We start from the raw sequence: 13,240 nt of genomic DNA, 5'->3' as shown, positions 1-13,240 counted from the left end.
AGGTAGGTAGATATCATGCACTCAGAAGCACTAGGAATGATTGAAACAAAAGGTTTGATTGGCTCTATTGAAGCAGCCGATGCTATGGTGAAAGCCGCCAATGTCACCCTTATCGGCAAAGAACATGTCGGTGGTGGTTTAGTCACTGTTATGGTTCGTGGTGATGTCGGTGCTGTTAAGGCAGCTACAGATGCTGGTGCAGCCGCAGCCCAACGTATCGGCGAACTTGTATCTGTACATGTAATTCCACGTCCACATACAGAAGTGGAAACCATTTTAGCTCATAAATAAAGAAAAGGTAGGTAACACTCATGCACTCAGAAGCACTAGGAATGATTGAAACAAAAGGTTTGATAGGCTCCATTGAAGCAGCCGATGCCATGGTGAAAGCCGCCAATGTCACCCTCATCGGCAAAGAACATGTTGGTGGTGGCTTGGTAACTGTCATGGTTCGTGGAGATGTCGGTGCTGTTAAGGCAGCTACAGATGCCGGTGCAGCCGCAGCGCAACGTGTCGGCGAATTGATTTCAGTTCACGTCATCCCACGTCCACATAGCGAAGTGGAAAGCATTTTAGCACACAAATAATCAGAAGGTAGGTAGAAATCATGCAATCAGAAGCACTAGGAATGATTGAAACAAAAGGTTTGATAGGCTCTATTGAAGCCGCCGATGCGATGGTGAAAGCCGCCAATGTTGTTCTTGTTGGTAAAGAACATGTCGGTGGCGGTTTAGTCACTGTCATGGTTCGTGGAGATGTCGGTGCTGTTAAGGCAGCTACAGATGCCGGTGCAGCCGCAGCGCAACGTGTCGGCGAATTGATTTCAGTTCACGTTATTCCACGTCCACATAGTGAAGTGGAAACAATTTTACCTAAACACAACTAATACGACAACGATTGAAATGAAAGTGAACGCCTATCCTAAGTAAGAGGGTCGGCGTTTTCTCTCAAACGAGCGGAACTGTAAAGGATAGGGAGAAGGCTATGGCACATCAAGCAATTATGGATGGGAATACAGCAGCAGCTCACATAGCGTATGCCTTTAGTGAGGTTGCAGGAGTCTACCCCATTACCCCAAGCTCAACAATGGGAGAAAGTGTCGATGTTTGGCAAACCCAAGATCGAAAAAATATTTTTGGACAATCTCTGCAGGTGGTTGAAATGCAGTCAGAAGCAGGTGTGGCAGGTTTTATACACGGTTCGCTCAAGACAGGAGCCTTGACCACAACCTTCACCTCTTCACAAGGCCTCTTGCTCATGTTACCAAACATGTACAAAATTGCAGGCGAACTATTGCCAACGGTTTTTCATGTTGCAACACGCTCAGTCTCTACGAATGCGCTGAGCATCTATGGAGACCATAGTGATGTGATGGCTGTCCGCCAATCAGGCTTTGTCATGCTAGCAGAAAGTACTGTTCAGGAAGTGATGGACTTATCTGCAGTTGCGCATTTAGCCAGCCTTGAAACCAGTCTTCCATTCCTGAGTTTTTTTGATGGATTTCGTACAAGTCATGAATTGCAAAAAGTGACGGTTTTAGAAGATGAGGAACTAAAATCTCTCCTTCCTCAAGATGCACTGGAAACTTTCCGCTCACGCGCAATGAATCCCAATCATCCGACAGTATCAGGGACCAATCAGGGACCAGACACTTTTTTTCAACAACGCGAAACGGTCAACCGACATTATCAAGTCACTCCCTATGTTGTCAAAAAGTACATGGATAAAATCAATCAAATCCAAGGGACACATTATGATGTGGTGAACTACTACGGACATCCGCAAGCTGAACACATCATGATTGCGATGGGGTCTGTTTCGCAAACAATCGAACAAACGGTGGATTATCTAAATCAGTCTGGGCGAAAAGTTGGCTTTATCCAGGTACATTTGTATCGACCATTTCCGGCTGAAAGATTATTGGAACTTGTACCGACAACGGTTACTGCAGTGGCTGTTTTAGACCGAACCAAGGAGCCGGGCTCAGTCGGCGAACCGCTACTATTAGACGTACAAGCTGCTTTCTATGGAAGTTCTCTGCGTCCAAAAATTATTGGTGGTCGCTATGGTATTGGTTCAAAAGACACTAGCCCAGAGCAGATTGTGGCTGTTTTTGATGAGTTGCAAAAGGCACATCCGCAGAAACAATTTACAGTGGGGATAGAAGACGATTTGACTCACTTGTCATTGCAAGTTGGACCAAAACTGGACTTGACGCCCTCAACCACCTATCAGGCCAAATTTTGGGGATTGGGTGGAGATGGCACGGTTGGAGCTAGCAAGTCAATTATCAAATTGTTAGGGTATCACACCACGCAAAACATTCAAGGTTATTTTTATTACGATTCTCGTAAGCAACGCGGCTTGACGATTTCTCAACTACGTTTTGGAAATGAAGAGATTAAATCTAGTTACTCTATTCAAACGACCGACTTTGTAGCGGTTTCAACACCAGCCTATTTGAGAAAGTACGACCTGCTCAAGGGATTGAAAGATGGTGGAGTTTTTCTACTCAATACACCTGATAATGCCGAAGAAGCATGCCGTAAATTGCCCAATGACATGAAGCGCTACTTAGCTGAGCATCAAATTCAATTTTACATTGTAGATGCCTTTCAGATAGCGCAGGAAGTTGATATTTTTCCAAGAACCAGTCTGTGTTTGGAAGTAGCCTTTTTTGAGATTGTGAAGTTCTGGCCTACTAGCCGACAATTATTGGAAGCAGAAATGCAAGCAGTCTATGGGCAACAGTCATCAGAAAAAATGACCAAATACCTAGAGGCCATTCATCGTTCAATCGGTGCTGTCAAACAAGTTTTCGTTGATCCAGAATGGGTGGATTTGCCACGAGATAAAAAACTATTCCAAGGAGACCTGAACTCATTTTCATGCCACATTCAGCTGCCTGTCAATCGCTTAGAGGGGGGTACTTTAGCAGTCAGTGCTTTAGTAGAAAACGGCATGGCAGCAGGGGATATTCCACTCGGACTGGCTCCGCAAGAAAAGCGCAACCTTGCCTGGGAAGTTCCTGTATGGGACGCCGAACATTGTGTGCAGTGCAATCGTTGTTCATTTGTATGCCCTCATGCGTCCATCCGCCCATTTTTAGCAGAAAAAGATGAATTGCAGGTAGCTCCAGAAGGTTACCGAGTCATGGATTTCAAAGGCAAAGACGGACTGTATTATCGGATTCAAGTCTCTGTAGAAAATTGTACAGGGTGTGGCTTGTGTGTGAATGCTTGTCCCAAGACAGGTGAAGCCTTGAAAATGGTACCAGTAAGTCAGCTTGCTCAAGAAGAAGTCAGCCAAGAAAATGTCAACTGGGCCTTCGCGCAAACCTTGCGGTCTAAGGAAAATCCAGCTAAACCAGGTACAGTTGCCCATACCCAATTTGCGCAACCCCTACTCGAATTTTCAGGAGCATGTGCAGGTTGTGGTGAGACACCTTATGTGAAATTATTGACCCAATTATTCGGAGACCGTATGCTGATTACCAATGCAACAGGTTGTTCGTCGATTTGGGGAGCCATGGTCCCAACGAGTCCCTACAGCAAAAATTGCCACGGTCAGGGACCAGCTTGGAGCAATTCCTTGCTCGAAGATTCCGCAGAATTTGGTTACGGTATGGTCGTGTCGAATGAAGTTCGGCGCAAAGCCTTAATTCCTCTTATGAAAGCAGCGAAAGAGGTTGCAAATTCAGACTTATCACAACTCATCGAAGATTGGATAGCGCACATGGATGAAGGACGTGGATCGCGCGCACGAGCTAGCAAGCTGGCTAGTCTGCTAAAGGAAGTTCGCGCGGATCAGCCGATTTTCCAAGAATTATATGACAAACGGGATCTGTTTGTGAAACCGTGTCAATGGATTATCGGAGGAGATGGCTGGGCCTATGATATTGGTTACGGTGGCCTGGACCACGTTATTGCCAGTGGAGCAGATGTCAATATTCTGGTATTGGATAATGAAGTCTATTCCAATACAGGTGGGCATTTATCAAAAGGCACACCAACATCCGCCATTACCAAGTTCTCCGCCGGCGGAAATCGCAGTGCTAAAAAGGATTTGGGGATGATGGCAATGACCTACGGCAATGTCTATGTGGCGCAAGTTGCGAGTGGAGCTAATCCAGTGCAAGTGATTAAGGCTTTTGAAGAGGCTGAAAATTATTCAGGTCCATCTATCGTGATAGCCTACGTTCCATGCATCACGCACGGTTTACAGGGGGGGATGAGCCAGACTCTGATTGAGGCGAAAGAAGCAGTAGAGAGTGGCTACTGGTCGCTCTACCGCTACAATCCGCTACTAGCAGAGCAAGGAAAGAATCCGATGTTATTGGACTTTAAGCGGCCAGATTTTAAGCAAATGATTCCGTTTATGCTCAAACAAGAACGATTTGCCGCCTTGCAACAAGTCAACTCAACCGAGGCAGAAAGGTTGTTTGACAAGACTGTTGCACAGGCAAGACGTCGTTTTGAACAGTATGCAAGTCTGTCTGGTGATTTGGAGGCCTTTCGGAAACGTCAAGAAAAGGCAGTAGCCTCTAAGCAGGTTACTTCTATGGCAGACCACGAAGACGGCTTACAAGCAATTTTAAAAGAATTAGAATTCTAATGTGAACAAGGATTTTACTCTTCAAAGGGCAAAATCCTTTTCCGCTATTTCTGAGAGATTGAATGTGAAAAGATAAGAAATCACGAAATTATATACAAAAATAAAACATTCCACTAAGGGAAAAGTTTGTCTTTCTAATAAAGGATAAATTGATAGAAAATTGCATTTTATGAGGACGGATGAGTTGCCTAACCACTGATAATAATGGATTTTTTAAGAAAAAAAGAAAGAGAAATAATTCACATACTGCTACAAAAATAACTTGACATTACAACTATGGAAAGGTTTACAATTTTATTGTATAATAAGACATCGAATAAATTATAAAAATATTAAAGTAGAAAGAGGAGAAGCATGGTAGAAGAAGGTTTGTTTCCCATTGGGAAAGCCGCGAGCATGAGCGGCGTTTCAGCTAAGACATTGCGCTATTATGAAAGTTTGGGGCTTATCCTCCCCAAGTACATCTCAGAGGATACCAATTATCGCTACTATGATAAGGCTACTTTACTTTTGATTCCGATGATTAAGTATTACCAACAAATCGGTCTTAGTTTGAAACGGATTAAAGAGTTAATTTCCTTCAATGGGTGTTCTAACCATTATAAATATTTACAACAACGCCGGGATGAATTAGAAGCCGAACGACAACAACTATTGGTCTCTATGACGTCAATCGATGATTGGTTACAGTTGATTATCGAAGGGGAAATTTGCCTGCAAAACAATCTAACAACCATCAAGGGACCGACGATTAGCTTAAAGTACTATCAGGAAGAGACTTCCTATTACCACATAGAACAACCCTATAAATATTGTTACAAGGAGTCAATTATCAATCTCGAATGGACAAAATTTCTAGAAGAAAAGAAGTTAGAAGTATCTGGTCCTGTGATTTTAAAATATGATTCCTATGAGAAAAAAATGGCTGGGGAAATTCAATCTTCCACTATCTTACAACACGTCTTTCCAGAGTCAGCAGATTTTGGGAAATTCGGCGGATTTATGGCCTTAAGCTGCTACCACATTGGCTCTCTTAATGCCATCGGGGAAACCTATCAGAGTATGATTCAGTTTGCAGCTGAAAATCACTATGAGCTCAAGAAAGAATGCTATGAACGCCATGTTATTGACTATTGGGTAACGCAAAATGAAAGTGAATTTGTAACAGAAATCATAGTACCTATCGTGACAAAAGATAAACTCAGAGTTAGTTGTCCCGAATAAACCAACCCCATTTATCATCCTTTGACGGATCAAAACGCTAGAGGATGATTTTTTTACACATCTTTTTGCTAGAAGGATAGGCAAAGTTTGGAAAAAATATCCTTTTTATGCTAAAATAGAGAGAAAATGATTTAAGTTATAAAAGGAGAAGCTATGGCTTTCGGAGAAGAAAAACACAAAAAAACAAGATTTGAAAAAGTAACCTTGGTCATCGTTATTTTAATGGTTATCGTGACCGTCGCAGGATTACTCCTCCCAGCAATCAGCGCGATCCTATAAGATCATTTGTTTATAGAAAAGTAAGGGAGTGGCGCTTGCCTTTCAGGGCAGACGAACCACTCTTTTTTAGGAAAGATAGGTAAATTATGAGTATGTTTTTAGATACTGCCAAGATCAAGGTCAAGGCAGGTAAGGGCGGTGACGGGATGGTTGCCTTCCGTCGTGAAAAGTACGTTCCTAATGGCGGTCCTTGGGGCGGAGATGGCGGTAAGGGTGGTTCAGTGGTCTTTCGCGTAGACGAAGGCTTACGCACCTTGATGGATTTCCGATACAACCGTGTCTTCAAGGCTGAAGCGGGCGAAAAAGGGATGACAAAAGGGATGCACGGCCGTGGGTCAGACGATCTCATCGTGCGTGTCCCTCAAGGAACGACTGTTCGCGATGCAGATACAGGCAAAATTATCACCGACTTAGTAGAAAATGGACAGGAGTTCGTGGTTGCTAAAGGCGGTCGAGGTGGCCGTGGCAATATCCGCTTTGCGACACCGAAAAATCCTGCTCCAGAGATTTCTGAAAATGGGGAACCAGGTGAAGAACGCAATTTGGAGCTAGAATTAAAAGTTCTTGCAGATGTCGGTCTAGTCGGCTTCCCATCTGTTGGTAAGTCAACACTCCTCAGTGTCATCACCTCCGCAAAACCAAAAATCGGAGCCTACCACTTTACAACTATTATGCCAAATCTTGGCATGGTCCGCACCAAATCAGGCGAATCTTTCGCTGTGGCTGACCTCCCCGGATTGATTGAAGGGGCTAGTCAAGGTGTGGGTCTGGGAACGCAGTTCCTTCGCCACATTGAGCGGACGCGCGTTATCCTCCATGTGATTGATATGTCAGCCAGTGAAGGTCGTGATCCGTACGAAGACTACGTTTCAATCAATAAAGAGTTGGAAAGTTACAATCTCCGTCTCATGGAACGTCCGCAAATTATCGTCGCCAACAAGATGGACCTGCCTGAATCAGAAGAAAATCTCAAGGAATTCAAGCAAAAGTTGTCCACTAATTATGATGAATTTGATGAGCAACCACTCATTTTCCCAATCTCAAGCTTGGCGCACCAAGGTTTGGAAAATCTCTTGGAAGCAACGGCTGAACTCTTGGATAAAACAGATGAATTCTTGCTTTACGACGAGTCAGAATTCCAAGAAGAGGAAGTTTACTACGGCTTCAATCCTGATGAGCCAGAATTTGACATCACACGTGATGATGATGCAAGCTGGATTCTCTCAGGTGACAAACTTGAAAAACTCTTCACCATGACCAACTTTGATCGTGACGAATCTGTCATGAAATTTGCCCGCCAATTGCGCGGTATGGGTGTTGATGAAGCCCTCCGTGCGCGTGGTGCCAAAGACGGCGATATTGTTCGTATCGGCAAATTTGAATTTGAGTTTGTAGATTAGAAATGAAAATTAAGCTAGTCTAGCCATCACGCATTCTAATCTAGTTTACTGACTTTTTGAAAGGAGCAATTATGGGTGATAAGCCGATATCCTTTAAAGATAAGAATGGGAATTTTGTATCTGCGGCCGATGTTTGGAATGCAGAAAAATTAGAAGAACTCTTTAATCTACTCAATCCCAATCGAAAATTCCGTTTGGAACGAGAGCGATTGGCCAAAGAAGAAGCAGAAAAATAAAAGGAGAGTGGAACAAAAATCGTTATTTCATAGAAATCGATTTTGTCGTCTTACCTCCGCACAGTTTACTAGCTCAAAAAAGTCCAGTGGACTTTTTGAGGTTGGAATCGGGCTAACGGACGGAGTTAGTTACAAGATTCGAAATTGCTTACGCAGAAAGGAATGAGAACGTTCAGTCAACCCCTGCGTCAAACTGTTGAAATTATAAAAAATCAAGAACCTAGGACTGAGTCCCAGGTTCCTTTTGCTATTCATCTAAACTTGTTGTTCTAATCGATTTTCGTCCAATCTATCGACAGTCTGGCAGACTGTCTCAACAAACTGACGGTCATGGGAAACAGTGATCAGGCAGCCGGGAAAGTTCTGCAAGAGCCGGCAGATTTCAGGCATAGCAGTCGGAGAAAAATGCCGAGTTGGTTCATCCAAGATGAGGACATTATTATGTTGGTAGACCATCTTTGCTAGAAACAGTTTGGCCTGTTGACCACCAGAGAGCTGACTGATGGGATGCTGAATTTCTTGGCGGTTAAATTTGAGACTGGCCAGCAGCGTACGAGCACGCTCTGGATGATCACTTTCAGCTAGAAAATCCAGTGCACTGCACTCCATTTCCATCTCCTCAGCATAGTTTTGCGGCATGTAGCCGAGAGATAGGTTGGATTTACTGGCCAGCTCATCCTTGATTTTTTTCAGCAGCAAGGTTTTGCCGATACCATTTTCCCCAATGATAGCCACCTTGTCTTGCCCCAAAATTGTCAGCGAAATGCTTTGCCCAGTCACTAATGGCTCTTGATAATAATCCAGTAAGACCTTCTGTGAAGGCAAGGACTTGACCTGATGAAAGAATAGTCCGATGACGTCAGGATTATCGGGTAGCTCTGTAAAATTTTCTGCCTCGCGGAGGTAGCGTTCCTCCTGAGAAAGAAGATTTTTCATCTTTTTAGCAAGCAATCGGCCTACTGGGGCGCATTTTTCTCGTACTAGCGCATCGCGTACAGCTGACTTGGTCCGATGCAGTGTCTGAAGACGCTGAGCTTGTTCTTTCCGTTCCTTTCTAGCTAGCTGTTCCTGTCTCATCAGACCAGTCTGTCGGCTTTCTTGATAGCTTTGATAATCTTGGCAAACAAAGCTAGAACGTGCTTGACTTCCTTTTTTGATTTGTTCCAGATGAATGATTTTCGTAGCCGTCTTTTTGAGCAATGCCTCGTCATGCGAGATAAAGATAATGGTCAGTGGACTGTTACCAATCATGTTCTCCAACCAGGCAATGGTCTCCATATCTAAGTCGCTAGATGGTTCATCTAGGAGCAATAAATCCGGTTGTTTGGCGAGGAGTTTGAGCAGTTGGAGCTTGATTTTTTCTCCGCCAGAAAGTTGCCTCACTTTCATCTCTGGCTTGTCTAGAATTTTGCTATCAACTTGCAGTTGCCCAGCTAATTGATAAAGAAGATTGAAGTCGAAACTGGCATAGTCAATATCTCCAAAGAGAAAATCATCCACTGACTTTTCAGCCTCTTCCCTTGGTAAAATCTGTGGCAGATAGCCCATAGACGAAAAATGGTTGTCAATCAAACCATCTATTTGCAGATAATCCGTCACTAAATCTTGATTGTAGATAGCTTGAAGTAGGCTGGATTTGCCCGTTCCCTCTTCGCCGATAATAGCGAGCTTATCTCCATTTTGGATAGTCGCTGAAAGATTTTCTACCAATGTGTGCAAATCTTTTTGCTGCCGAATCGTCAGAGTGTGTAATTGTAGCATATAGCCTCCTTGTCATGAAAAAAGAACCCTGCTGTCTAGCAGAGTTCGTGCATGCACAAAAAGACCGAATTTCCGGCTATAGACAGGGCACACAAATAAGTCTCTCTAGACAGATACCATACTAGAAAGTCATCCTTTTGCAAATGGAATGACAAAGACTTAATTGATCAATGCACCTTACCTCCGAGTTTTTCTATCTTTAGTATAGCAAACTGTCTTGAAAATGCAAGTAGGAGATGGTAAGATGGGGAAAAGGAGTATCTTATGAAGCGTATCATTGTCATTGGTTGTCCTGGTTCAGGGAAATCTACTTTTTCTATAAAGTTAGCAGTCATAACTAACTTACCTTTAGTTCATCTGGATCAGCTAAATTGGAATGCGGACCGGACGACAGTCGATAGTGCTGTCTTTTTGGAGCGACAAGCCCAAGCTATCCGTCAACCAAGTTGGATTATTGATGGAAATTACGGGTCTAGTATGGAATTTCGTCTTAAGGCTTGTGATACGATTATTTTTCTAGACTATCCTCTAGAGGTCTGTTTAGAAGGCATAGCCAGCAGGGTTGGAACTGTTCGCCCAGACATGCCTTGGGTTGAGACAGAGCTGGATGAAGAATTTCTAGCATTCATTCGAAATTTTTCACACACCAGTCGGCCTAACATCCTGTCTTTACTCAGTCAATATCCAGATAAAGAACAGTATATCTTTCATAGCAGAGAAGAAGCAGCTCAGTTTTTAGAGAAAATGAAAAAGCCCTAGAAGGGCTTTTCTTATACATTCAATACCTTTTCCAAGAATTCCTTGAGACGTGGGTGTTGTGGATTATCGAAGATTTGTTCAGGAGTGCCGTCTTCTAAGAACTCACCGCCATCTGTGAAGATAACGCGGTTGGCAACCTTGCGAGCAAATCCCATTTCGTGGGTAACGATAAGCATGGTCATACCTTGCTCAGCCAAGTCCTTCATAACATTCAGTACATCGCCGACCATTTCAGGGTCAAGGGCTGATGTAGGCTCGTCAAAGAGCATGATGTCAGGATTCATAGCTAGGGCACGAGCGATAGCCACACGTTGTTTCTGACCACCAGACAGGCTATCTGGCATGGCGTTGCGTTTGTCAGCCAAACCAACCTTGTCTAACAATTCCATCCCCACTTTTTCAGCTTCAGCCTTGTCCATCAATTTGTGCTCGATAGGAGCGAAAGTGATGTTTTCCAAAACGGTCATATGTGGGAAGAGGTTGAAGTGTTGGAATACCATTCCAACATTTGCACGGAAGGTATCGACATCCGTCTTTGGATCTGTCAAGTTAAATCCATCGACCATGACGTGACCGCTTGTAATGGTTTCAAGCAAGTTCATGGTACGAAGGAAAGTTGATTTACCAGAACCAGAAGGTCCGATGATACAAACCACATCCCCTTCGTAAAATTTTGTGGAAATACCTTTTAAAACTTCATTTTTTCCGTAAGCTTTATGCAAGTCTTCTACATTAATTTTCAATTGAGCCATTATTTGCCTCCTTTTTCAAGTTTACGTGCCAATCGTGTCAAGAGAGTGATGACCACAAGGTAGATAATCGCCAAGATTGCGTACATACGGAATGATTGGTAGTTACGGGCGATGATGATTTTACCTGCTTGGAAGAGTTCAACCAAACCAATCGCTGAGATGATGGTTGTATCTTTCAAAGTAATAACGAATTGGTTGATAAAGTTTGGAAGCATAAGTTTTGCGGCTTGTGGCAAGATAATCTTACGCATGGTTGTGTTGTAAGAAATACCCAAGCTGCGAGAAGCTTCCATTTGTCCAGCTGGTACTGCTTGGATACCACCACGAACGATTTCAGCGATATAGGCACCAGAGTTAAGAGAGAGGGCAATAGTACCTGCGACAAAGTCGTTGATAGGCGATTGGTTACCAGTCATGGATTCAATCAAGTTTGGAATGCCCCAGAAGATGAAGGCGGCCACAATCATAAGCGGGATACCGCGTACCACATCAACGAACACAGAAGCAATCACACGAAGTGATTTGAACGGGCTAACTGCAAACATACCGAAGATAATACCGATTACGATAGCAATGGCAAATGAGAGTAGCGCCAAACCAACTGTGATACCAAGTCCAGAAAGAAGTTGACCGTAGTTGTTTTTCAATAGTCCGAAAATCGTTGATTCATCGACAGTAGAGCTTGATTTAGCAGAAGATGAGCTGTTTTCAGAAGTGTTGAAATACTTATTGAGGATTTCGTTGTATTTTCCTGATTTAACCAGAGCTGCAAGTCCGTTGTTGAACATTTCGACCAACTCAGGATTGCTTCCTTTTTTAACAGCAAATCCGATGGCACCAGTTGAAATTCCTTTGATAGGTGTTTCAAAATCACGACCTTGTTGGATAGCGTAGAGCAATACAGCTTCATCGTCCATGAGGGCACCGATTGAGCCGGAGTTCAAACTGTCATACATGCTAGATGCTTCATCAAATGCTTTTAATGTATAACCATACTTTTTAGCATTTTCTTCTAAATAGGCATAAGAAGAAGTACCGTTTTTGGCACCGACTGTTTTGCCTTTTAGATCTTCGTAAGCTTTAATCGGACTGCCTTTTTTAACAGCTAACAAGATGTTAGAAGTGTAGTAAGCATCGGAGAAATTAAAGATTTTCTTACGAGCATCTGTGATGGTCATCCCAGCGATAACTGCATCAGCTTGTCCCGCTTGGACAGCATTCAGTGCAGCATCAAATCCAGGATTTTGGATAGTAACCGTAAAGCCTTGTTGTTCAGCGATGGCTTTGATCAACTCGATATCAATCCCAGTATAGTTGCCATCTTTTCCTTGGTATTCAAATGGAGCAAATGATGAATCAGATGCGATAACATAGGAACCTTTGACTGGAGTTGCTTTTGCAGAGGCATCTCCTGATAGGCTTAATGTTGAACCATAATCTGTTTTTTCTGATGAGCTAGAAGTGTCAGAACCCAACCATTTTTTCATGATTTTATCATAGGTGCCGTCTTCCTTCATAGCTGCTAAAGCTTTGTTGAAATCTGAGATGAGGTATTCGTATTTGCTGCCTTTTTTAACAGCGAATCCAAATGAACCAATTGCTTCGCCATCCATATTGATAGCCAAGTCTTGATTTTGTTGAATCGCGTACTTGATAACCGCTTCATCGTCCATTACTGCATCGACAGCTCCAGCTGAAAGGCTGTTGTACATTGTGTCGCCAGTATCAAATGTCTTGATAGAGTAGCTGTATTTGCTCTTGTTTTCATCAAGGAAAGATTGAGCAGCAGTCCCGTTTTTCACACCGACTGTCTTGCCTTTTAAGTCCTTGTATTGTGAAACAGTCTCAGATTTACGTGTCGCCACAACAATTTTTGTGTCAAAGTAAGGATCTGAGAAGGTAAATACCTTTTTACGAGCCTCTGTAATCGTCGTACCAGCCATGAGGGCGTCAGCCTGACCAGATTGAACCGCATTTACCGCAGCATCAAATCCAGGGAATGTCTGGTTGGTTGCCCAGCCAGAACGGCTTGCTACTTCATTAATAATATCGACGTCTAAGCCTTTATAAACTTGGTCTGAGTCTTTGAACTCAAATGGTGCATAGGTTGAATCAAAGGCGATATCAATGTTATCGTCTGCCTGTACACCAGTGAAAAGAAAGAATGCAGGCAAAATAGTTGCCATCAGCATGAATAATTTTTTCTTCATTTCCA

12 protein-coding genes are annotated in these 13,240 nt (G+C 43.2%); 9 read left to right on the top strand and 3 right to left on the bottom strand.

Annotation, left to right across the window (positions count from 1 at the left end; genetic code table 11):
* Positions 1-15 precede the first annotated feature (15 nt).
* The 8 genes from eutM (ABID27_RS05740) (at position 16) to ABID27_RS05705 (ending at position 7,753) form a co-directional block, all read left to right on the top strand.
* On the top strand, positions 16-291 hold the full coding sequence (gene eutM, locus ABID27_RS05740; protein ID WP_354280879.1) for an ethanolamine utilization microcompartment protein EutM: 276 nt from the start codon (positions 16-18) through the stop codon (positions 289-291).
* A gap of 20 nt (positions 292-311) precedes the next feature.
* The gene (locus ABID27_RS05735; RefSeq protein WP_253364096.1) at positions 312-587 is read left to right on the top strand and encodes a BMC domain-containing protein; all 276 of its coding nucleotides are present in this window, start codon (positions 312-314) and stop codon (positions 585-587) included.
* Between the two features lie 20 nt (positions 588-607).
* The gene (eutM, locus tag ABID27_RS05730; protein WP_253364098.1) at positions 608-886 is read left to right on the top strand and encodes an ethanolamine utilization microcompartment protein EutM; all 279 of its coding nucleotides are present in this window, start codon (positions 608-610) and stop codon (positions 884-886) included.
* 98 nt (positions 887-984) lie between these two features.
* Positions 985-4,614 carry a pyruvate:ferredoxin (flavodoxin) oxidoreductase gene (nifJ, locus tag ABID27_RS05725; protein ID WP_354280876.1) on the top strand — a complete coding sequence of 1,210 codons (3,630 nt, stop codon included), beginning with the start codon at positions 985-987 and terminating at the stop codon, positions 4,612-4,614.
* Between the two features lie 354 nt (positions 4,615-4,968).
* Positions 4,969-5,838: a MerR family transcriptional regulator gene (locus ABID27_RS05720; RefSeq protein WP_354280874.1), complete on the top strand. Its 870-nt coding sequence runs from the start codon at positions 4,969-4,971 to the stop codon at positions 5,836-5,838.
* Positions 5,839-5,991: 153 nt separating this feature from the next.
* Positions 5,992-6,117, top strand: a complete 126-nt coding sequence (locus ABID27_RS05715; protein WP_253364104.1) for a DUF4044 domain-containing protein — start codon at positions 5,992-5,994, stop codon at positions 6,115-6,117.
* A gap of 86 nt (positions 6,118-6,203) precedes the next feature.
* Positions 6,204-7,517: a GTPase ObgE gene (gene obgE, locus ABID27_RS05710; protein ID WP_354280872.1), complete on the top strand. Its 1,314-nt coding sequence runs from the start codon at positions 6,204-6,206 to the stop codon at positions 7,515-7,517.
* Between the two features lie 71 nt (positions 7,518-7,588).
* Positions 7,589-7,753 carry a hypothetical protein gene (locus ABID27_RS05705; protein WP_222349402.1) on the top strand — a complete coding sequence of 55 codons (165 nt, stop codon included), beginning with the start codon at positions 7,589-7,591 and terminating at the stop codon, positions 7,751-7,753.
* A 255-nt stretch (positions 7,754-8,008) separates the two neighbouring features.
* Here the strand turns inward: ABID27_RS05705 and ABID27_RS05700 are convergent, their stop codons facing one another.
* Positions 8,009-9,514: an ATP-binding cassette domain-containing protein gene (locus tag ABID27_RS05700; RefSeq protein ID WP_354280869.1), complete on the bottom strand. Its 1,506-nt coding sequence runs from the start codon at positions 9,512-9,514 to the stop codon at positions 8,009-8,011.
* A gap of 264 nt (positions 9,515-9,778) precedes the next feature.
* On the opposite strand from ABID27_RS05700, the gene ABID27_RS05695 reads away from it, so the two are divergent.
* Positions 9,779-10,273 (top strand): P-loop NTPase family protein, encoded by a 495-nt coding sequence (locus ABID27_RS05695; RefSeq protein ID WP_354280867.1) that lies wholly within the window; start codon positions 9,779-9,781, stop codon positions 10,271-10,273.
* 11 nt (positions 10,274-10,284) lie between these two features.
* On the opposite strand, the gene ABID27_RS05690 is transcribed toward ABID27_RS05695, so the two are convergent.
* Positions 10,285-11,025, bottom strand: a complete 741-nt coding sequence (locus ABID27_RS05690; RefSeq protein WP_253364112.1) for an amino acid ABC transporter ATP-binding protein — start codon at positions 11,023-11,025, stop codon at positions 10,285-10,287.
* Positions 11,025-13,235: an ABC transporter substrate-binding protein/permease gene (locus ABID27_RS05685; RefSeq protein WP_354280865.1), complete on the bottom strand. Its 2,211-nt coding sequence runs from the start codon at positions 13,233-13,235 to the stop codon at positions 11,025-11,027. Before ABID27_RS05685 ends, ABID27_RS05690 begins: the two co-directional genes overlap by 1 nt.
* Positions 13,236-13,240: the final 5 nt, after the last annotated feature.

This window comes from Streptococcus gallinaceus (genome assembly GCF_040545695.1).
GTDB classification, from domain to species: Bacteria; Bacillota; Bacilli; order Lactobacillales; family Streptococcaceae; genus Streptococcus; species Streptococcus gallinaceus.
The sequence above is the reverse complement of the archived record's forward strand: the minus strand, read 5'-3'. Positions and strand labels throughout refer to the sequence as shown.